This is a genomic window from Caballeronia sp. LZ034LL, from assembly GCF_031451215.1.
In the GTDB taxonomy this organism is placed as follows: domain Bacteria; phylum Pseudomonadota; class Gammaproteobacteria; order Burkholderiales; family Burkholderiaceae; genus Caballeronia.
Genome location: NZ_JARUXR010000004.1, coordinates 914,119 through 935,777, shown reverse-complemented (window position 1 = coordinate 935,777; position 21,659 = coordinate 914,119). Strand labels below are relative to the sequence as shown.

Annotated in this window: 19 protein-coding genes and 1 pseudogene; 14 read left to right on the top strand and 6 right to left on the bottom strand. The window is 64.7% G+C overall.

Features of this window, described 5'->3' with window-relative positions; translation table 11 throughout:
* Positions 1-12: 12 nt before the first annotated feature.
* On the bottom strand, positions 13-915 hold the full coding sequence (locus tag QCE83_RS31675) for a LysR substrate-binding domain-containing protein (protein WP_309820384.1): 903 nt from the start codon (positions 913-915) through the stop codon (positions 13-15).
* A gap of 403 nt (positions 916-1,318) precedes the next feature.
* Between QCE83_RS31675 and QCE83_RS31670 the strand changes: the two genes are divergently transcribed.
* From QCE83_RS31670 to oxlT, 7 genes are all read left to right on the top strand, one after another.
* Positions 1,319-2,956 (top strand): peptide ABC transporter substrate-binding protein, encoded by a 1,638-nt coding sequence (locus QCE83_RS31670; protein ID WP_309820382.1) that lies wholly within the window; start codon positions 1,319-1,321, stop codon positions 2,954-2,956.
* Between the two features lie 26 nt (positions 2,957-2,982).
* Complete coding sequence (gene oppB, locus QCE83_RS31665; RefSeq protein WP_309820380.1) at positions 2,983-3,903, top strand: oligopeptide ABC transporter permease OppB; 921 nt, start codon at positions 2,983-2,985, stop codon at positions 3,901-3,903.
* A 10-nt stretch (positions 3,904-3,913) separates the two neighbouring features.
* The gene (locus QCE83_RS31660; RefSeq protein ID WP_309820378.1) at positions 3,914-4,804 is read left to right on the top strand and encodes an ABC transporter permease subunit; all 891 of its coding nucleotides are present in this window, start codon (positions 3,914-3,916) and stop codon (positions 4,802-4,804) included.
* Positions 4,805-4,807: 3 nt separating this feature from the next.
* The gene (locus QCE83_RS31655; protein WP_309820375.1) at positions 4,808-5,803 is read left to right on the top strand and encodes an oligopeptide/dipeptide ABC transporter ATP-binding protein; all 996 of its coding nucleotides are present in this window, start codon (positions 4,808-4,810) and stop codon (positions 5,801-5,803) included.
* Entirely contained in the window at positions 5,796-6,779 is a 984-nt protein-coding gene (locus QCE83_RS31650) for an oligopeptide/dipeptide ABC transporter ATP-binding protein (protein WP_309820374.1), read from the top strand. The genes QCE83_RS31655 and QCE83_RS31650 overlap by 8 nt, the downstream gene beginning before the upstream one ends.
* A 232-nt stretch (positions 6,780-7,011) precedes the next feature.
* Positions 7,012-8,412 (top strand): OprD family outer membrane porin, encoded by a 1,401-nt coding sequence (locus QCE83_RS31645; RefSeq protein WP_309820372.1) that lies wholly within the window; start codon positions 7,012-7,014, stop codon positions 8,410-8,412.
* 353 nt (positions 8,413-8,765) lie between these two features.
* Complete coding sequence (gene oxlT, locus QCE83_RS31640; protein ID WP_309820368.1) at positions 8,766-10,082, top strand: oxalate/formate MFS antiporter; 1,317 nt, start codon at positions 8,766-8,768, stop codon at positions 10,080-10,082.
* Positions 10,083-10,224: 142 nt separating this feature from the next.
* Here oxlT and QCE83_RS31635 read toward each other — a convergent pair whose 3' ends face one another.
* The 4 genes from QCE83_RS31635 to hmpA all read right to left on the bottom strand — a co-directional run bounded on the left by QCE83_RS31635 (position 10,225) and on the right by hmpA (position 12,501).
* On the bottom strand, positions 10,225-10,359 hold the full coding sequence (locus QCE83_RS31635; protein WP_309820365.1) for a hypothetical protein: 135 nt from the start codon (positions 10,357-10,359) through the stop codon (positions 10,225-10,227).
* A gap of 125 nt (positions 10,360-10,484) precedes the next feature.
* Positions 10,485-10,625: a hypothetical protein gene (locus QCE83_RS31630; RefSeq protein WP_309820363.1), complete on the bottom strand. Its 141-nt coding sequence runs from the start codon at positions 10,623-10,625 to the stop codon at positions 10,485-10,487.
* 90 nt (positions 10,626-10,715) lie between these two features.
* Positions 10,716-11,153 carry a carboxymuconolactone decarboxylase family protein gene (locus QCE83_RS31625; RefSeq protein ID WP_309820361.1) on the bottom strand — a complete coding sequence of 146 codons (438 nt, stop codon included), beginning with the start codon at positions 11,151-11,153 and terminating at the stop codon, positions 10,716-10,718.
* Positions 11,154-11,319: 166 nt separating this feature from the next.
* The gene (gene hmpA, locus QCE83_RS31620; RefSeq protein WP_309820358.1) at positions 11,320-12,501 is read right to left on the bottom strand and encodes an NO-inducible flavohemoprotein; all 1,182 of its coding nucleotides are present in this window, start codon (positions 12,499-12,501) and stop codon (positions 11,320-11,322) included.
* Positions 12,502-12,613: 112 nt separating this feature from the next.
* Between hmpA and norR the strand changes: the two genes are divergently transcribed.
* The 7 genes from norR to QCE83_RS31585 all read left to right on the top strand — a co-directional run bounded on the left by norR (position 12,614) and on the right by QCE83_RS31585 (position 19,700).
* Positions 12,614-14,206, top strand: coding sequence for a nitric oxide reductase transcriptional regulator NorR (gene norR, locus QCE83_RS31615; protein ID WP_309820355.1), 1,593 nt, complete (start codon positions 12,614-12,616; stop codon positions 14,204-14,206).
* A gap of 395 nt (positions 14,207-14,601) precedes the next feature.
* Positions 14,602-15,213 (top strand): c-type cytochrome, encoded by a 612-nt coding sequence (locus tag QCE83_RS31610; protein WP_309821196.1) that lies wholly within the window; start codon positions 14,602-14,604, stop codon positions 15,211-15,213.
* Positions 15,214-15,226: 13 nt separating this feature from the next.
* A complete protein-coding gene (locus tag QCE83_RS31605; RefSeq protein WP_309820354.1) occupies positions 15,227-16,507 on the top strand; it encodes a cytochrome c in 1,281 nt (426 codons plus the stop codon).
* 13 nt (positions 16,508-16,520) lie between these two features.
* Positions 16,521-16,685 carry a hypothetical protein gene (locus tag QCE83_RS31600; protein WP_309820351.1) on the top strand — a complete coding sequence of 55 codons (165 nt, stop codon included), beginning with the start codon at positions 16,521-16,523 and terminating at the stop codon, positions 16,683-16,685.
* Positions 16,686-16,703: 18 nt separating this feature from the next.
* The gene (locus QCE83_RS31595) at positions 16,704-17,270 is read left to right on the top strand and encodes a cytochrome C oxidase subunit II (RefSeq protein ID WP_309820348.1); all 567 of its coding nucleotides are present in this window, start codon (positions 16,704-16,706) and stop codon (positions 17,268-17,270) included.
* Positions 17,260-18,885, top strand: coding sequence for a b(o/a)3-type cytochrome-c oxidase subunit 1 (locus QCE83_RS31590; RefSeq protein ID WP_309820346.1), 1,626 nt, complete (start codon positions 17,260-17,262; stop codon positions 18,883-18,885). Before QCE83_RS31595 ends, QCE83_RS31590 begins: the two co-directional genes overlap by 11 nt.
* On the top strand, positions 18,882-19,700 hold the full coding sequence (locus QCE83_RS31585) for a c-type cytochrome (protein WP_309820344.1): 819 nt from the start codon (positions 18,882-18,884) through the stop codon (positions 19,698-19,700). Before QCE83_RS31590 ends, QCE83_RS31585 begins: the two co-directional genes overlap by 4 nt.
* On the opposite strand, the pseudogene QCE83_RS31580 reads toward QCE83_RS31585, so the two are convergent.
* Positions 19,684-21,487, bottom strand: a pseudogene (locus QCE83_RS31580) (ShlB/FhaC/HecB family hemolysin secretion/activation protein). The gene QCE83_RS31585 and the pseudogene QCE83_RS31580 overlap by 17 nt on opposite strands.
* Between the last annotated feature and the right edge of the window lie 172 nt (positions 21,488-21,659).

The window sequence follows — 21,659 nt, the reverse complement described above, 5'->3', positions numbered from 1 at the left end:
CGTCGAAGCGGGTCAGTCGTCAAAGGAATACGCTTCGACGACCCGTTTCACCGCAGTCCTGAACGAGGCCACCAGATCCGAGCGAATGCCGCTGCTCGGATACGACATCACGTACTCGTATTCGATGTCGGTCTCGAACGGCCTCACGACGACCCCGTGCGCGCGCCACACCTTCGCCGCGAAGGGCTCGACGATCGACACGCCGAGTCCGCCCGCGACCATCGCATAGCGGGTGTGCGCGGTATCGGTGAAGACGGTGTAGCGCGGCCGGTCTTCGGTCGCGGAAATGAGCGATTGCTCGGCCTCGTAGGGCTGGCGTGAATTCGGCAGCCAGCCGATCAGATTCTCGCCGCGCAGATCGGCAGGGCGCACGAGCTTCTTTTTCGCGAGCCGGTGCGTGGCGGGCATCGCGCAGGCCGCGGGAGCCTTCAGCAGGCTCTCCACCTCGATGCCCGCGACCGCGGGAAACGCCAGGCTCAAGGCGACATCGGCCTTGTGGTTCTGCAGGTTGACGAGCACCTCGGGCACCTTCACGGAATCGACCTTGATGGGCACGCCGGGATGCTGGCCGGTGAAGCCAAGCAGCACGGGCGGCAGCAGGGTCGTGGCGAGCACCGGCATGCAGGCGACGGTCAGGCCATCCGAGGCTTCCTCGCGGATCATGTCGGCGACCTGCTTGAGGCGCTCCAGTCCCAGGAAGTTTTCTTCGACGGACTTGTAGAAGCGCAGGCCGGCGGTGGTCGGATTGAGCCGGCCACCGATGCGGGAAAACAGGCTGAAGCCGAGATCGGCTTCGAGATCGGCGATCAGGCGGCTGATCGCGGGCTGGGTCACATGCAGCTTGCGGGCTGCGCCGACACTGGTGCCGGTCATGATGAGGCTGCGGAAAGCCTCGATCTGGCGGAAACGAATCATCTAGCGTACGGCTGGAAAGCGGCGGTTGAAAGCGACGCCGATCTTATCGGAAACCATCGTGCGCCGCCTCGGCCGGAACCCTGTGCCGCCGTACCCATTGACACCTTTGCAACAATTCGAACGACTATTCGAAAAATTTAGTGACTATAAGCACATGTGAGTGGCATCTGGCTTATTGATGCGAAATACTCGCCGCCAGTCTTAAACCGCAGAGGAATGCATCGAGCCCGGCGCCGTGTGACCGCGCGGCCCGTGAAGCACTGCCCGCATGATGCGCTTGATTCGGAAACCTCATTGTTTATCTCGAAAGAGATAAACGGCCGGGATCCGCCGGCCGGCGCACGGTGCAGTACAACACACACCACAAGCACAACAACACGAGACAAGGACCCCAGGAATGCCCATGAAATCGATCGCCGTTCATGCCCGTCTTCAGCGCACATGCTTCGCCGCCAGCGCGGCGCTCGTGCTGGCCGCCAGTGCGTGGAATGCCTCGGCGGCCATCGTGCCGCCCGGCGTGACGCTGGCCGCCAGACAGGAACTGGTGCGCAACAACGGTTCGGAGGTCGAGACGCTGGATCCGGCGCTGGTCGAAACCGTGGGCGCGGCGAACCTCGCGCGCGATCTGTTCGAGAGCCTGACCGCCACCAACGGCGACGGCGCAGTCGTGCCGGGCGTCGCCGCGAAGTGGGAGCAGAAGGACGCGACCACGTGGCTCTTTCATTTGCGCGCCAACGCTCGCTGGTCCAATGGCGAGCCCGTCAGCGCAAACGATGTCGTGTACGGCAGCCAGCGCTTTCTCGATCCGAAAACCGCCTCATCGTATGCGAGCGTGTTCGGTCCGTTCATCCTGAACGGCGCGCAGATCGTCGCGGGCAAGAAGCCGGTGAGCACGCTCGGCATCCGCGCCGTCGATGCCGCCACGGTCGAGGTGAAGACCGCCGGTCCCGTGCCGTTCCTGCCGGAACTGATGTCGAATCCGAACTTCGGGCCGGTGCATCGCGCGACCATCGAGAAGTATGGCCGGGAGTGGACCAAGCCCGGCAACATCGTCACGAACGGCGCGTTCCAGCTGAAGGACTGGCAGGTGAACAGCAAGCTCGTGCTGACGAAGAATCCGCAATACTGGGACAAGGCGAACGTGCAGCTGACGCAAGTCACCTATCTGCCGATCGAGGACGAGAACACCGACGTCAAGATGTTCCAGTCCGGCGACAACGACATGACCTACCAGTTGCCCACCGGCACGTACGCCACTTACAGCAAGCAGTTTCCGGGCGACATCCGCAACTCGCTGATTCTCGGCACGCGCTACTACAGCTTCAACAATCGCGATCCGCTGCTGAAGGACGTGCGCGTGCGCCAGGCCTTGTCGATGGTGATCGACCGCGACCTGCTGGCGCGGCGCGTGACCGCGGACGGGCAGACGCCGCTGCTCGGCCTGCTGCCGAAGGGCGTGAGCGGCGCGGACGTGTCGAACTACGCGTGGGCCGCCTGGCCGATGGCGAAGCGCGTCGAGGAAGCGAAGAAGCTGCTCGATCAGGCGGGCGTGAAGCCCGGCACGAAGCTGCGCTTCGCGATGAACACGAGCGACTACAACAAGAAGATGGCGATCTTCGTGGCGTCGGAATGGAAGACGAAGCTGGGCCTGACGATGGACATCGAGTCGATGGAATTCAAGGTGCTGCTCAAGAAGCGCCATGACGGCGACTATCAGATTGCCCGCAATGGCTGGGTGGCCGACTACAACGACGCGACGACCTTCCTGACGCTCGTGCAATGCAAGTCCTCGCAGAACGACAATTTCAACTGCAACCCGAAGGCCGATGCGCTCATCAGCGAAGCGGCCGCCACCGCCGATACCGCGAAGCGCACGCAGTTGCAGACCCAGGCGGCGAAACTCGTGATGGACGACTATCCGATGCTGCCGCTGCTGCAATACGGCCTGCCGCGCCTCGTGAAGAGCTATGTGGGCGGCTACTCGCTGAAGAATCCGATGGATCATTACGCCAGCAAGGATCTCTACATCGTCAGGCATTGACGCCCTGACGCACCGGAGGAACGCTCATGTGGTCATACACATTGCGGCGCGTGCTGCTCACGCTGCCGACGCTTCTGATCGTCATCACGGTCTGCTATCTGCTGCTGCACGCGACGCCCGGCGGCCCGTTCGACGGCGAGCGCAAGGTGTCCGCCGACGTGCTCGCCAACCTGCGGGCGAAGTATCACCTCGGCGAGCCATTGTGGAAGCAGTACCTGCTGTATCTTGACGGCCTCCTGCACGGCGATCTCGGCGCCTCGTTCCGTTACGCGGACTGGAGCGTCAACGACCTCGTATTGCGCGCGCTGCCGGTCTCGCTGGCGGTCGGCGGCGTGTCGATGCTGCTCGCCATCGTCGCAGGCGTGGCGCTGGGCGTCGTCGCGGCGCTGCGCCGCAACAGCCTCGCCGACTACGCGCTGATGCTGGTCGGCAACGCGGGCAACGTGATTCCGTCGTTCGTGCTCGGGCCGGTGCTGATCCTCGTGTTCGCGATCGCGCTGAAGTGGCTGCCGGCCGGCGGCTGGAACGGCTTCGAGCTGCGCTACATGGTGCTGCCGGTCGCGCTGCTGGCCACCATCAATGTCGCGACCATCGGCCGCGTGACGCGCGCCAGCCTGATCGAAGTGCTCAACACGAACTACATCCGCACCGCGCGCGCCAAAGGCCTGCCGCTGCGCGTGATCGTGCTGCGCCACGCACTCAGGCCGACGCTGATTCCGGTCGTCTCGGTGATCGGCCCGCTGGCGATTTCATCGATCACGGCGGCGGTCGTCACGGAGTCCGTGTTCTCGCTGCCGGGCATCGGCAAGCTGATCGTGAACGGCGCGGCCAATCGCGACTACACGCTCGTGCTGGGCCTCGTCGTGCTCGTCACGGCGGTGGCCGTGCTGCTCAACCTGCTGGCCGACCTCGCCTACGCGTGGCTCGACCCGAAGATCCGTTACTGAGAGGCGCGCCATGAAAACAGCATCGCTGGGTTCGACGCTCGAACAGGCCGTCGCGGGCCGCAGTCCGTGGCAGGACGCACGCACGCGTTTCCTGCGCAACAAGGCGGCAGTCGTGAGTCTTGTGTTGCTCGCGGTCATCACGCTGGCGTGCATCGCGGGGCCATGGCTGTCGCCGAACGCCTTCGATTCCACCGACTGGAACGCCACCAGCACGCCGCCCACGCTCGCCAACTGGCACTTCTTCGGCACCGACGACACCGGCCGCGACCTCTTCGTGCGCTGCCTGATCGGCGGACGCGTGTCGCTGATGATCGGCGCGCTCGCCACGCTGACCTCGGTCACGCTCGGCATCGTGTGGGGCGCGGTGGCGGGCTTTGTCGGCGGGCGCGTGGACAACGCGATGATGCGCATCGTCGACATGATGTACGCCATTCCGTACCTGCTGATCGCGATCCTGATGGTCACGCTGCTCGGCCGCGAGTTCTATCTCGTCGTCATCACCATCACGGTGTTCTCGTGGATGGACATGGCGCGCGTCGTGCGCGGCCAGACACTCTCGATCCGCTCGAAGGAGTACGTGGAAGCGGCGCGTGCGATCGGCGTGCCGACCGCGCGCATCATCCGGCGTCACGTGGTGCCGAACCTGCTCGGCATCGTCGCGATCTACACGACCGTCACCGTGCCCGCCGTGATCCTCACGGAATCCGTGCTGTCGTTTCTCGGCCTCGGCGTGCAGGAACCGATGACCAGCTGGGGCGTGCTCATTCAGGACGGCGTCGGCGTGATGGAGGCGTCGCCGTGGATCCTGCTGTGTCCGGCGGCGCTGCTGTCGGTCACGCTCTACTGCATCAACTTTGTCGGCGACGGGCTGCGTGACGCGCTCGATCCGAAGGACAGGTGAGCCATGCCGCTACTCGAAGTGAAGGACTTGCAGGTCGAGTTCGCGACCCCCGACGCCGCCGTGCGCGCCGTCAACGGCGTGAGCTTCGCGCTGGAGGCGGGCGCGACGCTCGGCATTGTCGGCGAGTCGGGTTCGGGCAAGAGCCAGAGCGTGCTCGCGATGCTCGGGCTGCTCGCGCCGAACGGCCGGGCCACGGGCCAGGCGCTGTATCGCGGCGACGATCTGATCGGCATGAGCGGGCGGCGCCTGAACCGCATCCGCGGCAATCGCCTTTCGATGATCTTCCAGGACCCGATGAGTTCGCTCAATCCGTATCTGACCATCGAACGGCAGATGACCGAGGTGCTCGAACTGCACAAGAACCTGACGCGCCGCGAGGCGCGCAAGCGGGCCATCGCGATGCTCGAAGCGGTGCGCATTCCGGAAGCGGCGCATCGCATCGGGCAGTATCCGCATGAACTCTCGGGCGGCATGCGGCAGCGCGTGATGATTGCGATGGCGTTGCTGTGCGAGCCCGAGATCCTCTTCGCCGACGAACCCACGACCGCGCTCGACGTCACCGTGCAAGCGCAGATTCTGCAACTGCTGCGCACGCTTCAGCATGACTTCGGCACGTCGATCGTGCTGATCACGCACGATCTGGGCGTCGTCGCCGGCCTGTGCGATCAGGTGATGGTGATGTACGGCGGCCGCGTGATGGAACAGTGCGATGCGCCGACGCTCTTCGCCCGGCCTTCGCATCCGTACACCATCGGACTGTTGCGCGCGCTGCCGAGGCTCGATCACGACGGCGGCGAACTCGTCGGCATTCCGGGCAATCCGCCGAACATGGCGCATCCGCCCGCGGGTTGTCCGTTTCACGAGCGCTGCGCGGACGCGAGCGATGAGTGCGCGCGCGTGGCGCCCGTGCTCCAGCGTATCGGCCTGCATGGAATGCGCGCGTGCCATCGACCTGTCGAACAGATGCATGGCCGCCTTGGGGAGATCAATCATGTCTGACGCCAGCCTGCTTTCCGTGCGCGAGATGCGCGTGCATTTTCAGGTCGGGGCGAAGCAGCGCCTGCCGTGGGCGGCGAAGCGCACGCTGAAGGCCGTCGATGGCGTCAGCTTCGACCTGAAGGCCGGCGAAACGCTCGGCGTGGTCGGCGAATCGGGCTGCGGCAAGTCCACCTTGTCGCGCGCGATCCTCAACCTGATTCCGGCCACGGGCGGCGAGATCGTCTGGATGGGCGCGCCGCTCGCGAGCGCGTCGAAGCGGGCGTGGCACGCGCTGCGCGCCGATGTGCAGATGATCTTCCAGGACCCGCTCGCCTCGCTCGATCCGCGCATGACGGTCGGGCAGATCATTGCCGAGCCGCTCGTCGAGCATCGGCCGGGCATGCAGAAGCGCGAGATCGACGCCCGCGTGCGCGCGATGATGGCGCGCGTCGGCCTGCGCGAGCAGATGATCAACCGCTATCCGCACGAGTTCTCCGGCGGCCAGTGTCAGCGCATCGGCATTGCGCGGGCGCTGGTGGTCGAGCCGAAGCTCGTGATCTGCGACGAGCCCGTGTCCGCGCTCGACGTCTCCATTCAGGCGCAGATCGTGAACCTGCTCCGGTCGTTGCAGAAGGAGATGAAGCTCGCGCTGATCTTCATTGCGCACGACCTGGCCGTGGTGCGCCATATCTCCGATCGCGTGATGGTGATGTACCTCGGACGCGTGATGGAGCTGGCCAGCAAGCACGCGCTCTACGAGACGCCGCGCCATCCCTATACGCGCGCGCTGCTCTCGGCCGTGCCGGTGCCCGATCCGGCGATCCAGCGTGCCCGGACCGTGGAGATCCTGTCGGGCGATATCCCCAGTCCCATCGATCCGCCTTCGGGCTGCGTGTTCCGCACGCGTTGCCCGGTGGCGCAGGCGCGCTGCGCGCACGAGGTGCCCGCGCTGCGTCCGCTCGGCGGCGATGCCTCAGTGGCCTGTCTGTTCGCATGACGGCCGTGCGCTTTCACTGCAACCCTTCGATAGCGAGGACGCGTCCAACCGCATGAGTCGCCCGATCCACGCCCTTTAGCGAAAGGCCGGCGTAGTCCACCTGGCCGGCCTGCCGCTTCACCTGACCCTGTCCGTACGCCCAGACCTTGCCGGTCTGCGGGCGGGGTCTTTTGCATCCTGATTTTTCTGTGCGCGCAGTCGAGCGTTGCATCAATTCGTGGAGATCCTTCTAATGAAAAAACAAAAGCGATCAATCGCGCTGTCGATTCTGCTGTTCAGCGGTTTCATGGCCGCCGCCGCCACTTCTCATGCCGATGAAACCGATGCCGACGCCTCGACGCGTCACACCGAGGCGCCGCCCGCATCGCCGCCGCATACGGAAGCCGATGCGCCAATGAGCAGCCAGGCGAAGTCGAACGGCTTGATCGAGGACTCGCATTTCAACCTGCTGCTGCGGTCCTACACCGAGCATGACGACCTGAAGGGCAGCGGCAAGAAGGATGCATCGGTGCTGGGCGCGCAGGCCGTGTTCGAATCGGGCTATACGAAGGGGCTGATCGGACTGGGCGGCGACGTGTCCCTGTTTGGCGCATTCAAGCTCAATGGCGGGGAGGGCGCCGGCAACCGCGTGCACCTCGGCACGGACGGCGGCGGATCGGGACAACTGGCGTGGGCTTATCCGGGCGTATGGGACGTGAAGGCGCGTGTCTCGAACACGGTGCTCAAGTACGGTCAGCAACTCTTCGACGATCCGTTCCTCGTGCCGCACGACAATCGCTCGCTGCCGCCGACGTATCGCGGCTTCTCGCTGGAAAGCGATGAGATCAAGGGCCTGACGCTCAAGGCCGGCACGGTGGACGCCGTACTTGCGCGCGGCATGACGAGCGTCACTGGACTCACGACCGAATACGGCGGCACGCATATCTCGCGCTTCAGCTTCTTCGGCGGCGACTGGACCCACGGCGACGACACGGCCGTTTCGCTATGGGGCGGCATTGCCAACGACGTGTGGCAGCAGTACTACCTGAACGCGACGCACAGCATCGGCGATCCCGCTTCGATATGCTGGACGGGCGCGCTGAACTACTACTACACGGGTTCGATCGGCGACCAGCGGCAGGGCGCGATCACCAACAACGCATACTCGCTGGCGCTGTCCGGCACGCACGGCGCGCATACGGTGCAGGTGGCGTACCAGCAGATCGTGAGCGATCAGAGGTTCGACTACATGGGACAGTCCGCGGGCGACTATCTGTCGAACTCGCTGGATGTCGACTACAACCAGCCGCATGAAAAGTCCTTGAGTCTCACCTATACGCTCGACATGAAGCACTACGGTGTGCCGGGTCTCAAGGTCGCGGTGTGGGGCGCATATGGCTGGGATGCGGACGGCAGCGCGATGGCCAACGGCAACAGCGCGCAGGCTGCGGCGTACCGCATCAACGGCACGCCGATCCAGGGCACGCACTACGAAGTGGGCGTGATTCCGAGCTACACGGTGCCGAGCGGCAAGCTGAAGAACACGTCGATCAAGTTCTACTACATGCACCACCACAGCAACAGCCCGTACTATCCGGACGGCACGAGCGACGTGTATCGACTGATGGTGAACGTGCCGGTGAACGTGTTCTGACGGCGTCCGGACACAGGCAAAACCGGCCGGATCGTAAACCCTACATAAATTTCCGTTTACATTACGTTTAACTTTCAATATAAAGAGAGGGCGTGTTGCGGATTGCCATGTCTCGCCCACGCTCATCGCCCGGCAGGCCTGTCTCTGCCGGGCTTTTTTTTGCCATCCGTTTCGCCTCTCCCTCAGTTTCAAGCGCTTACGATGCCCGGTTTTCTCCGTGAAAACCCCGCCGTTTCTTTCGCTTGACTTACTTGATATATCAAATACTGTGTATATGCGGCGACGCTGCTCATGCCGCGAGAGGCGCCGTTCGGCGCACGCATACACAAGGCATGATTGCCAAGGAGACAGGCATGGGAACGGACCAGATGGACCGCGAAGGCAGGGCCTCGCGTCTCGCTTCGCCGTGGGTGCAATTGGTTTTCGGCGTGATCTGCATGGCGATGATCGCCAACATGCAATACGGCTGGACGCTCTTCGTCAATCCAATCGATGAGAAGTATCACTGGGGCCGCGCCGCCATTCAGGTGGCGTTCACGATCTTCGTCGTGACCGAGACCTGGCTCGTTCCGGTGGAAGGCTATCTGGTCGACAAATACGGTCCGCGTCCGGTCGTCGTGGGCGGCGGTCTGCTCTGCGCGATTGCCTGGGCGCTCAACTCGGTGGCGTCATCGCTGCCTTTGCTTTATTTCGCGGCGGCTGTCGGCGGGGTGGGCGCGGGCGCGGTGTACGGCACCTGCGTCGGCAATGCGCTGAAGTGGTTTCCGGCGCGGCGCGGGCTGGCGGCGGGCATCACGGCGGCGGGCTTCGGCATGGGATCGGCGGCGACTGTCGTGCCCATCGCGCACATGATCAAATCGAGCGGCTATGAAGCCACCTTCTTGTGGTTCGGACTGGGACAGGGGCTCGTGGTGTTCCTGCTCGGTATGGCGCTCTATGCACCGCCGGTTCAACTGCTTGCCTCCATGAAAAGCGCGGTCAAGGCGGCCGTCTACAACGCCAGCCCGAAGCAGGTTCTTGCCTCGCCGATCTTCTGGGTCATGTACCTGATGTTCGTGATGATGGCAGCGGGCGGCCTGATGGCGACCGCGCAACTCGGTCCCATCGCGAAGGACTTCGGCCTGCATGATTCGCCCGTGTCGCTGCTCGGTCTGACGTTGCCGGCGCTCACTTTCGCGCTGACCATCGACCGCGTGCTCAACGGCCTCACGCGACCTTTCTTCGGCTGGGTATCGGACCGCATCGGGCGCGAGAACACGATGTTCATCGCGTTCGCCATCGAGGCGGTGGGCATCGTCGCGTTGTCGCGCTATGGGCAGAATCCGGTGGCCTTCGTGGTGCTGACCGGCATCGTGTTCTTCGCGTGGGGCGAGATCTATAGCCTGTTCCCGGCGACCTGCGGCGACACCTTCGGGCCGAAGTTCGCGGCGACCAATGCAGGGCTGCTCTATACGGCGAAGGGTACGGCCGCGCTGCTGGTGCCGTTTTCGAGCGTTATCACGTCGATGACCGGAAGCTGGCACGCCGTGTTCATGCTCGCGGCGGGGATGGCGGCGCTGTCGGCGCTGCTTGCGCTCTTCGTGCTGAAGCCGATGCGTCAGGCGCATACCGTGCGGCATGCGCGCGCGGCGGCCGTCGACCTGCCTTATGCGCCTGCGATGAAGGAGTGACCAGGACGGGCGACCCGGCGTGTCGCCCGTTTTATTGTTATCGAGCTCGCGCTTTTCGCGGCATGCGACTGACGAGGCGGCCCGCAGGCCGATCGCGATCGCGCGTGATGTGCAGTCGCCGGCGGATGGTCTCCTCGCTCTCTTACCTTGTCGGCCGGACGGTGACCGCGACGCGCTGTGGCGTGCGCCGTTCGATCATGGCGATCCACGCCGGAAAGCTCAGTGCCGATGCCATCGAAGCGCATGCGAAGAGTGCCAGCGCGAGGTGAGCGTCCATGATCTTCTCCAAACGGGTGGTTGGAGACAGTGTCGGCGGGAATGGCTTGCCGGAACACCCCGCTCCCGTGGGGAGGACGCCGCTTTGGGAGCCTGTGGCGGGCCCTGCCGAATGAGGGAGAAGCATCAGAAGCGCGTACCGACGCTGCAACCGCCGAAGCCGCCGCCGTTGGTCGCCACGCCGCCGCAGCCGAACAGGCCGCAGCCGCCGAGCGCGAGTGAAGCGGCGATGACGAGGACGGCGAGGCGAAGAGAACGAAGATTCACGATGAGTTTGGCGAGGCGCCTTGTTCATGGAAGGTGCCTGCCATCATAGTCAGATTGCGACGCCCGGATCGCCAAAATGGGCCGGGCGCTTCAGGCGGGCAGCTTGCGGAAGCTGATGGCGAAACGATTCCATGCATTGATCGCAGTAACGAGCAGCGTCAGGTCGACGATTTCCTCGTCGCTGAAATGCGGCTTCACGGCTAGCCAGACGGCGTCGGGCACGTGATCGTGCGAGACCAGCGTCAGTGCTTCGGTCCATTCGAACGCGGCGCGTTCGCGATCCGTGAAGAACGGCGTCTCGCGCCATACCACGACGGTCGCAAGACGGCGATCGGTCTCGCCGCCCTTGCGGGCATCGGTGGTGTGCATGTCGACGCAGAACGCGCAGCCGTTGATTTGCGAGGCGCGCAGGCGCACCAGATGGGTCAGGGACTTTTCGAGCGCCGATTTGCCGATGCGCTCTTCGACGCCGGCGAGAGCCTTGATGGCGGCGGGATTGGCCTTGTAGAAGTCGAGACGGGATTCCATGGCGCTGCTCCTTGGTGGGTTTGGACAGGTTCAGAATAGGCTCGATGGTGGTCCATTCAAATAGCCGATTTGATGGAATATGAGGTAACCAGTGGAGGGGTTTCGCCGGACGAAAAAAAACCGCGGCAAGCTATGCCGCGGTTTTGAACACCACGCGTCAAGGCATTCAGTCGAGCGCCGCTGCCGGGCCGAAGAATTCATAACGACTCTGCGACTCGGGCACGCCAAGCGCCTTCAGATGCTTCTTCACGGCCTTCATGAAGGGCTTGGGCCCAAGAAAATACGCATCGAGGTCGCGATCCGCAGGCAGCCATTTGTCGAGCAGGGCTTCATCGACGAAACCGATCCCGTCCGCCGGATGATCGCCGTCGCGCGCGTGCTCGTAGCAATAGAAGCGCTTGAGCTGCGGATGGCGCCCCGCCAGCGTCTCGATGGTCTCGCGGAACGCATGCACGCCGCCGTGCCGCGCCGAATGGATGAACGTGACCGGACGCTGCGTCGCGAGCGCGGTGTGCAGCATCGCGAGCGTCGGCGTGATACCGACGCCGCCGCTGATCAGCACGACCGGTTTCTCGCCGGGTTCGAGCGTGAAATGGCCGGCGGGCGGATAGAGTTCGAGCACGTCGCCCGCGTGCTTGTGCTCGTGCAGGAAGCCGGACACCTTGCCGTTCGTCTCGCGCTTCACGCTGATGCGGTATGCGCGGCCGTCCGGCGCCGCCGACAGCGAATAGTTGCGACGCACTTCCTCGCCGTCGATCACCACCCGCAAGCCGATGTACTGGCCCGGACGGAAGTCGAGCAGGGCGCCGCCGTCTTCGGGCGTCAGGTAGAACGAGGTAATCTCGTCGCTTTCCTTTTCCTTGCGGGCAATGACGAAGCGTCGCGTGCCGCGCCAGCCGCCGGGCGCCTGTTCGCGTTCGCTGTAGATGCCTTCCTCGAGCCCGATCAGCAGGTCGGCGAGCTGCCCGTAGGCGGCGGCCCAGGCGTCGATGACGGCATCGGTGGCAATCTCTTCGCCGAGCACGTCGCGGATCGATGCGAGCAGGCAGCGTCCGACGATCGGATAATGCTCGGGCTGGATATTCAGCGCGACGTGCTTGTTGATGATCTGGCCGACGAGCCCGCCAAGCTTCTCCAGTTCATCGATATGGCGCGCGTACATCAGCACGCCGTTGGCGAGCGCGCGTTGTTGCGCGCCGCTCGCCTGGTGCGCCTGATTGAACATCGGGCGGACTTCGGGATAGTCGGCGAGCATCCGGGCGTAGAAATGGGTGGTGAGCGCTTCGCCGCCGCTTTCGAGCAGGGGAACGGTTGCCTTGACGATGGCGCGGTGTTCGGCTGACAGCATGGTTCTTTCCTCGTTGATGTAGATGCATGGCGCATCGGAAGTCTATGCAAACCTCTATACAGGTTCCGTGCCACGGTAGAATCATATTTAAATCAATGCCTTGAAGATTTATATGGTCGATTCGACTCTAGTCAAAAAGACTGCCGACGTAGTCGCAATGACTTCGCGCGTTCTGCTTGACGCGCTGGTGCCGCTCATCGAGGATCTGTCGAGCGAGATGCCCGATACCGAGCGCTACCGGCGTCTGCTGCATACGTCCCGCGCACTTTTTCCGAGCGACGCCACCGCGCTCCTGAGGCTCGACGGCGATACGCTCGTGCCGCTCGCCATCGACGGTCTGTCGGGCGATACGCTCGGGCGGCGCTTCCGGGTGAGCGAGCATCCGCGTTTCGCGCGCATCCTCGCGCACGAGGCGCCGACGCGCTTCTCCGCCAGCTCCGACCTTCCCGATCCCTATGACGGCCTCGTCAAGGGCGTGAGCGGCCATCTGGAGGTGCACGACTGCCTGGGCTGCCCGCTATGGATCGATGGCCGCGCGTGGGGCCTGCTGACCCTCGACGCGCTCGATCCCGCCCGTTTCGACGGCATAGACATGGCCTCGCTGCAAGCGTTTCTGAGTCTCGCGGCGGCGACGGTGAGCGTCGCGGGGCGCATCGACCGGCTGGCGCGTTCGAGGGAGGCCGAGCGTCATCGCGCCGAGGCTTACCGGCAGGCAGGCGGCCCGAAGCGGCGCGAGATGATCGGCGGCAGCGACCGGCATCGGCGGATGCTGGAAGAGATCGCGATCGTCGCGTCGAGCGATCTCACCGTGCTCGTGACCGGCGAGACGGGCGTCGGCAAGGAACTCGTCGCAAGCGAGATTCACGCGCTGTCGCCGCGCGCCGACAAGCCGCTCGTCAGCCTCAACTGCGCCGCGCTGCCGGATACGCTCGTCGAAAGCGAGCTCTTCGGGCATGTGCGGGGAGCGTTTTCCGGGGCGTCGTCGGACCGGCGCGGCAAGTTCGAACTCGCCGACGGCGGCACGCTTTTTCTCGACGAAGTCGGCGAACTGCCGCTGCCCGTGCAGGCGAAACTGCTGCGCGTGCTGCAGAACGGGCAGTTGCAGCGCATCGGTTCGGACAGCGAGCATAAGGTGGATGTGCGCCTGATCGCCGCGACCAATCGCGATCTCGCCGAAGAAGTGCGCGAAGGTCGGTTTCGCGCGGACCTGTATCACCGGCTGTCGGTGTATCCGCTGGTCGTGCCGGCGCTGCGCGAGCGCGGCCGCGACGTGCTGCTGCTGGCCGGCTTCTTCCTCGAGGAGAACCGTTCGCGTCTCGGCCTGCTGAGCCTGCGCCTCGCCGCCGACGCCCAGGCCGCGCTGCTGGCCTATCGCTGGCCGGGAAACGTGCGCGAACTGGAGCATCTGATCGGCCGGAGCGCGTTGAAGGCGCTGGCGTCGCACCGCGAGCGTCCGCGCATCCTGACGCTTAGCGCCGCCGATCTCGCGCTCAACGGCGATGCCGCCCCGGCGCAGACGTCCGCCGCGCCGCCGCCGCTGTCGGCCAGCGGCACGGACTTTCGCGCGGCGGTGAGCGCCTACGAACGCTCGTTGATCCTCGATACGCTCAGGCGTCATGAGCAGAACTGGGCGTCCGCGGCCCGCGAGCTGGGTCTGGACCGGGCCAACCTGAATCGTCTCGCAAAGCGCCTCGGGCTCAAGTGAGCACGCCCCGCTCTTTGCCTATCTCGAAATTATTGAATAGATTGTTCTAGATCAAGAAACGCGCTCGTGCCCGCCACGCAGGGTGCGCGCGCATTGAGACAATCCCGGTGCTGGGAAAAGCGCGCGCTGTCTTCTAGTATCAGAACAGCCTGACGCAACCCATCGACAGCATGTTCACTGCAGTGCCTTGAAGCAGCGTGCCGGATGCGGGCCTGTCCCGCACGGCGTATCGACAACGGCATTTCGAACACGGCATTTCGACAACCGGGGGTTACGTGCAGAACGTGACAGACGTGGCGAAGCTCAGCACGTTCATCGTGTGCGCACTCTTGCTGTGTTGCGGCAGCGGGGCGTTCGCCGCCGACGCGCCGGCCACGGAGCGCGCGCCGGACACCATGCAGGCCCGCGTGATGGGCTGCGCCGCCTGCCACGGCGCGCACGGCGAGGGCACCGACAACGACTATTTCCCCCGCCTGGCCGGCAAGCCCGCCGGCTATCTGTACAACCAGCTGCTCGCGTTCCGCGACGGCCGGCGCAAGTATCCGCCGATGAATTACCTGCTCGCCTATCTTCCGGATGCCTATCTGAAGGAGATTGCCGCGTATTTCGCGGGCGAGCGTCCGCCGTTCCCGCCGCCGGCGCCCGTCAGTGTCGATGCAAAAACGCTCGACCTGGGCAAGTCGCTGGTCACGAAGGGCGATCCGGCGCGCAGCGTGCCCGCCTGCATCAGTTGCCATGGCCCGGCGATGACCGGCATGGAGCCTGCCATCCCCGGCCTGCTGGGCCTGCACGCCGACTACCTGAGCGCGCAACTGGGCGCCTGGCGCTACGGCACCCGCACCACGGCCGCGCCCGATTGCATGGGCCACGTCGCCAAGCTGCTGTCCGATCGCGACATTACCGGGATCGCCGCTTATCTGGCCTCGTTGCCCGCGCCGGCGGATCCGGCGCCGGTGGCGGCCGGCTCGCTCACGATGCCGCTCGCCTGCGGCAGCGTTCCCCACTGACGAGGACCCCGACGTGCGCCGATTTCGACCCTCCGGAGCGCTGTCCGTCGCGGTTCTTCTTGCGGCAGGGGCGGCATGGGCGGTGTTGCTGCTGGCGCCGTTGACGCCGGCCCATGCGCAGGACCGTGCGGAGACGATCAAGCGCGGCGAGTATCTGGCGCGCGCAGGCGATTGCATCGCGTGCCATACGCTGCCCGCGGGGCGGACCTTCGGCGGCGGCCGGCCGATGGACACGCCGTTCGGCACGCTCTTCACGCCCAACATTTCGTCGGACCGGGAGACGGGCATCGGCGGCTGGAGCGCCGACGAGTTCTACCGGATGATGCACGACGGCAAGTCGCGCGACGGCTCGCTGCTTTATCCGGCGATGCCCTACACGTCCTACACGAAAGTCACGCGAGCCGATTCCGACGCGATCTACGCGTTCCTGATGTCGACGCCGCCCGTGCACCAGCCGAACCGGCCGCACGAACTGCGCTTTCCGTTCAACAAGCGGCAACTGCTGTTTGGCTGGCGCTCGCTGTTCTTCAGGGAGGGCGAGTATCGGCCGGACCCGAAGCAATCGGTGGAATGGAATCGCGGCGCGTATCTGGTCGAAGGACTCGGACACTGCTCGATGTGCCACACCGCGATCAACGCACTCGGCGGCAACGTGAGCTCCAAGGCGTTCGAAGGCGGACTGATCCCGATCCAGAACTGGTACGCGCCTTCGCTGACCTCGAACCGCGAGGCGGGCCTCGGCGACTGGAGCATGGACGACATCGTCGGTTTGCTGCATGCGGGCGTGAGTCATCGCGGCGCGGTGTACGGGCCGATGGCCGAAGTGGTGTACGACAGCCTCCAGTATCTGAGCGAGGACGACGTCCGCGCGATGGCCGTCTATCTGAAGGCGCTGCCCGCGCGTTCCGGCGACAAGGCCGCGCCGCCCGGACCGGCGGTGATGGAGCAGCAGACGAGTCTTGCGCCGCTCGGCAAGAAAATCTACGACGCCCAATGTGCCGAGTGCCACGCCGCGCGCGGCGAGGGCAAGCCGCCGGATTTTCCGCCGCTCGCGAACAATCAGTCGATCGTGATGAACTCGGCCGTGAATCCGATCCGCATGGTGCTGAACGGCGGTTATCCGCCCGGCACGTTCAAGAATCCGAAGCCGTATGGCATGCCGCCGTTCGCGCAAGCGCTGTCCGACGTCGAGGTGGCGGCGGTGGTGACCTACATCCGCACCGCATGGGGCAACCAGGGCGCGCCGGTGACGGTGAAGGACGTGAACGAACTGCGCTCGGCGCCGCTTTACTAGAACCCTGACGACCATGAACGAAGACCCGAACGCCGAGGAAGACGCGAAGCTCGACGAGATCGTGAAGCGCGGCCCGAGTGGCGCGATTGTGCTGGCCGGTATCTCGACCGCGATCGTGATCGGCATGTGGTTCGTTTTTTACTTCGCCGTGTTCCTGCCGCGCGGCGTGATCCGGTGATTCATCCAGACCTCGCATATGGCCATCGATCCAAGCTCGCATGACATCGCCGAACGCGTGGAGCGGCGCTGGGCGATCCTCGTCCTCGCGATCGCCGTGCTGCTGGTCGGGATGGTCGTCTACACCGGCCTGCACTGGGCGATGATGCCGCCGTCGCGCGTCGAGACCGTGCGGCCGGAGACGCTCGGCGTGTCGGGCGAATTCATCGAGAGCAATCTGGGCAGCGCCCCGGAGGCAGATGGTTCGGTGACGGTGCGGATCGTCGCGCAGCAGTACTCGTTCACGCCGCAATGCCTGGTGGTGCCGGCGGGCGTGCCGGTGACGTTCCGCGCGACGGCGGCGGACGTCGTCCATGGTTTCCTGATCACCGGCACCAACATCAATTCGATGCTGGAGCCGGGCTATGTCTCGACCTTCAAGACGACCTTCGAGACGACCGGCGATCATCTGATGCCCTGCCACGAGTACTGCGGCACGGGGCATCAGAACATGTGGGCGCACGTGAAGGTGATCGATCGCGCCGAGTTCATGGAGAGGGCCGCCAGGCTGCCGGCCCGTTCGCGGAGAGTGTCCTGTGTTCAATAGCAAGCGGCTCGTCCTCGCGCATTTCTGGCTGGCGTTCGGCGCCTTCGGCATCGCGCTCCTGCTCGGCGCATGGCAGATGCTGGTGCGCAGTCCGCTGCATCCGTGGCTGCAGAATCCGGAGCTGTACTACCGCTCGGTGACGGAGCACGGCACCGTGATGGGCTATGCCTTCCCGACGCTCGTGGCGATGGGCTTCGGCTATGCCGTCAGCGAACTGGCGCTGAAGCGGCCGCTCGCGGGTCTGCGCTGGGCGTGGCTGGGCTTCTGGCTGGTCGCGGCGGGCGCGGTCACGGCGACCGTACCGGTGGCGATGGGTCTGGCTTCGGTCCTCTACACCTTCTATCCGCCGATGATCGGCAATGTCTTCTATTACATCGGCGTGGTGCTGGTCGTGGTGGGCTCGTGGGTGTGGGTCGCGCTGATGTCGGTGAACCTGGCGGCGTGGAAGCGCGAGAACCGCGGCAAGCCGGTGCCGCTCGCGATGTTCGCGACCGTCGCGGGCGCCTATCTGTGGGGCTGGACCGCGGTGGGCGCGGCGATCGAAGTGTTGTTCCTGATCCTGCCGGTGGCCTTTGGCTGGAAGACGACCATCGATGCCGGCCTCGCGCGCATCTTCTTCTCGTGGACGCTGCACGCCATCGTCTATTTCTGGCTGGTGCCTGCCTACGTGGCGTACTACACGATCATCCCGCGCGCGATCGGCGGCCGTCTGTACAGCGATGCCATGGCGCGCATCTCGTTCATCCTGTTCCTCGTGGTGTCGATGCCGATCGGGATCCATCACCTGTTCGCCGACCCGCAAGTGGGCTCGGGCTTCAAGTTCATGCATTCGGTGTTCACCGCGCTCGTCGCCGTGCCGACGCTGCTGACCGTGTTCACGATCTGCGCCTCGGTGGAGATCGCGGCGCGGCTGCGCGGCGGACGCGGCCCGCTGGGCTGGCTGAAGGCGCTGCCCTGGGACAATCCGATGATGCTCGCCGTGGCGTTCTCCTTCGTGATGCTCGGCTTCGGCGGCGCGGGCGGCCTCATCAACATGAGCTACCAGCTCGATTCGACGATCCACAACACGCAGTGGGTGACCGGGCACTTCCACCTGATTTTCGGCGGCGCGATCGTCATCATGTACTTCGTGATTGCCTACGATCTGTGGCCGCATCTGACCGGGCGGCCGCTTCTGCATCCGAAGCTGATGCGCTGGCAACTGTGGCTGTGGTTCATCGGCATGATCGTGCTGACGTTCCCGTGGCATTTTGTCGGCCTGCTGGGCATGCCGCGACGCATGGCCTTCTATGACTACAGCGACCCGGAGATCGCGGCGCAGGCGCTGTCCGTGGTGATCTCGGTGGTGGGCGCGCTGATTCTGCTGGTGTCGGCCGTGCTGTTCTTCGTCGTGCTGGTGAAGGCGCATCGGACGCCGCGTATGGCCATCGAGCCGTTCCGCTTCAGCCGCGCGGTCCATGAGCCGAGCCGCATTCCGGTGGCGCTGAACAGCTTTGCCCTGTGGCTCACGCTGATGATCGGGCTCACGCTCGTCAACTACGGCTATCCGATCGCGCAACTGCTCGCGCGCTCCGACACGTCGGTGCCCGCCGTGCCCATCGGAGCCGCGCGATGAGCGACGAACGCCTCTTCACCTTCCGCAATCGCTGGTTCACGGTCAGCGTGCTGGGGACGATCGGGATTGCCGTCGTGGCGGCGCTGATCGGCTTCGTGTGGCTGCCCTCCGTGCAGCGCGATGCGCAGTTCAGCGGCATCTGGAATGCCATCTGCAGCGCGGCGGGCGTGCCGCGCAGCTGGTACGCGGGAGGGGACGCGGTGGTCGAGCCGGAGGCGAAACTGACGAGCGTCGAGATGACGCCGCAACTGCTCGCGACGGTCAGTTCGAATTCCATCGGGCGAGGCGCGACGCTGGCCTTGCGCTGCACGATGTGTCATGGCGAGCGCGGCATGAGCGATGCGAACTCGCCGAATCTGGCGGGCCAGTATGCGGCGGTGATCTATAAGCAGCTGATCGATTTTCAGAAGGGCGCGCGCAGCAACGCGGTGATGTCGCCCATGGCGATGAACCTGAGCGATCAGGACATGCGCGATCTCGCGGCGTATTACGCGAGCCTGCCGCGTCCGCCGGCGCAGCGCAAGGTGAGCGATGCGCGAGCGCCGGCGATCGTCGCGCACGGTGCGCCGATGCGGAATGTGGCGCCGTGCGCGGTGTGTCATGGCGGCATCGACAGCAAGGCGGGGAGTCCCTGGCTCGATGGTTTACCGGCGGCTTATACGAAGTCGCAGTTGCTGGCGTTCGCGAGCGGGACGCGGACCAATGATATCGATGGCGTGATGCGAAACGTGGCGCGCAACATGACCGCCGAGGAGATCGATGAGGCGGCGATGTATTACGCGCGGGAGCTGGAGAAGGTCAGATCTGGGCGGTGAGCTGGAAGCCGAGCGTCACGCGCGCCGTAATGAGCGAGGCGGGCTTGAGGAGCGGGGTGCCCGCGAAGAGGTCGTACTTCAGCGCCCCGAGCTTGAGCGGAAGACTGCCGCGGATGCCGAGTACCGCGCCCAGCAACTGGCTGCCTGCAAGGAAGGCCGTGTTTGGGCCAAACACGCGCCCGTAGTCGACGCCTGCATAGATCGACTGGCGCGATTGCCCGAGCGGTGCCTGCACCTCGTTGCGCCAGTAAAAGCCGCGTTCGGCTGCAAGCATCTGCTCGCCGTCGAAGCCGCGCACCGTATAACGGCTGCCGATCGTGAAATCGTCGACATGGAACAGCCGATCCGGCGAATACTGGCCGCGAAATGTGGTCACGTAGCGAAGCGGCTGGTGCGCGAGGGCGAAGGGCATCGAGAGGTTGAAATCCAGCGTGCCCATCCGGTAGCGGTAGGTCGGCCTGGCTTGCTCTGTTGATGAGCGCGTTGGGTCGGAAGCCGGACCTGGCGTTGAACCGAATCCCCCCACGCCTTGCCGGAAGGCGAGCGAGGCGTCGAGCTGCGCTTCGCCGAAGTAGTGCCGGTCTGTCAACCCGGTTTCCAGGAACGTATTGTTGCGACGCTGGATGTCGATTTCAGTGTCGTCGATGAAGCTTGCGTTGAAGCGCCGGGAGAGCTGGATGTAAGCGCCGAGCACATCGTTCTGGGAGCGTCGCAACACGTGGGCAAGCTTGACGCCTGCCGTCCGCGACTCGCCGCTCGATGTGAAAGTCTGGTTCGCGCCCGCGATCTGCTGACGGTAGCTGTTCGTATAACCGAAGAGCGTTGCAGTCCAGTATCCCCACGGGACGGAATACGTGCCGTTGAAGCCGTGCGAGCCCATTGCCTTGTTGTCGATTTTCAGGTCCTGGGTTGCGCCGAGCGTCAGCATGTCGTTTAACCCGAGAGGATTGTCGAGGCCGAGGCCGAGGCTGAGGCTGAGGTTGCCCTGTGGCTTGCCTGTCGCGCGGGTGCCTGAGTTGTCGATCGACCCGACGATGGACCATGGTTTGGCACGTTTCAACGTCAGCACGATATCGCTTTCCCCCGGTTGGTCGGTGGGCTCGATCTTCATGTCGATGTCCTGGCTCGCGGCGCGCTTCATCTGCTCGATGCCTTGCTCGAGTGCGCGTACGTCGAGCAGGTCGTGCGTTCTTGCGAGGGAATGCAGAGCGCCATGAAGACCATGTGGCTGGGCGGTCGAAGCGGATGTCGTGGATTACGCCGGGAATGAGCACGAATTGAAGCGTTCCGCTCGTGATGTCCTGCTCGGGGACCAGGACGCGGGTGGTGAGATAGCCGCGACTCAGCAGGGCTTGCTGGAGGCCCTTCGTGAGGATAGTGAGGCCGTCGCGCCCGATGCAGCGCCCACGGAAGTGAGCCAGCCACTCGCGGGCGAAGAAGAATGGGTCCAGGGGAAGGGTAGAGGCGCCGTTTGTGCGTTGTGATGCGGGTAGCGTGGTGGGGACGTTGAGCGTGAAGGATTCGATGCGGAAGCAGGGATGCTCTTCTTTCAGCTCGGGATACGTCGCTGTGTCTGGCTCCGAGGAGCGTACAGATGGCGCGCTGACGGTGGTCTCGCGTTGTCGTGCTTCATGTTGTTGTTGCACTTGCTGGGTTTGCTCCGCGTTGGCGCGTGCGGCTGCGGCTTGTTCTTTCAATGCGGGGGCTTCTTGGGCATGAGCCGCGAGGGACAGCATTGCGGTTAGTGCGGTTACGGGAAGCGCTTTGAGGCGGGGGGGCAACTTCATAGGCTTGCTCGGAGGACGGAAGCCTTACGCGAGGTCAGGCGGGGGGCCGAGGTTTCGTAATCCTCGGAACGCTTGACGGTCAATTTAGCGAAGTGGGGCTGTGCGGAGAACTAGCGAAATCTGAAAGGGGGCGAGCCTGTCATAAATTTCGTGTTCGAGGCATAACACGTAT

Coding starts and splice junctions, on each gene's coding strand:
- QCE83_RS31650 (WP_309820374.1), top strand. CDS start 5,796: ATGTCTGACGCCAGCCTGCTTTCCGTGCGCGAGATGCGCGTGCATTTT.
- QCE83_RS31675 (WP_309820384.1), bottom strand. CDS start 915: ATGATTCGTTTCCGCCAGATCGAGGCTTTCCGCAGCCTCATCATGACC.
- QCE83_RS31645 (WP_309820372.1), top strand. CDS start 7,012: ATGAAAAAACAAAAGCGATCAATCGCGCTGTCGATTCTGCTGTTCAGC.
- norR (WP_309820355.1), top strand. CDS start 12,614: ATGGTCGATTCGACTCTAGTCAAAAAGACTGCCGACGTAGTCGCAATG.
- QCE83_RS31625 (WP_309820361.1), bottom strand. CDS start 11,153: ATGGAATCCCGTCTCGACTTCTACAAGGCCAATCCCGCCGCCATCAAG.
- QCE83_RS31610 (WP_309821196.1), top strand. CDS start 14,602: ATGCAGGCCCGCGTGATGGGCTGCGCCGCCTGCCACGGCGCGCACGGC.
- QCE83_RS31635 (WP_309820365.1), bottom strand. CDS start 10,359: ATGGACGCTCACCTCGCGCTGGCACTCTTCGCATGCGCTTCGATGGCA.
- QCE83_RS31600 (WP_309820351.1), top strand. CDS start 16,521: ATGAACGAAGACCCGAACGCCGAGGAAGACGCGAAGCTCGACGAGATC.
- QCE83_RS31595 (WP_309820348.1), top strand. CDS start 16,704: ATGGCCATCGATCCAAGCTCGCATGACATCGCCGAACGCGTGGAGCGG.
- hmpA (WP_309820358.1), bottom strand. CDS start 12,501: ATGCTGTCAGCCGAACACCGCGCCATCGTCAAGGCAACCGTTCCCCTG.
- oppB (WP_309820380.1), top strand. CDS start 2,983: ATGTGGTCATACACATTGCGGCGCGTGCTGCTCACGCTGCCGACGCTT.
- oxlT (WP_309820368.1), top strand. CDS start 8,766: ATGGGAACGGACCAGATGGACCGCGAAGGCAGGGCCTCGCGTCTCGCT.
- QCE83_RS31660 (WP_309820378.1), top strand. CDS start 3,914: ATGAAAACAGCATCGCTGGGTTCGACGCTCGAACAGGCCGTCGCGGGC.
- QCE83_RS31585 (WP_309820344.1), top strand. CDS start 18,882: ATGAGCGACGAACGCCTCTTCACCTTCCGCAATCGCTGGTTCACGGTC.
- QCE83_RS31670 (WP_309820382.1), top strand. CDS start 1,319: ATGAAATCGATCGCCGTTCATGCCCGTCTTCAGCGCACATGCTTCGCC.
- QCE83_RS31655 (WP_309820375.1), top strand. CDS start 4,808: ATGCCGCTACTCGAAGTGAAGGACTTGCAGGTCGAGTTCGCGACCCCC.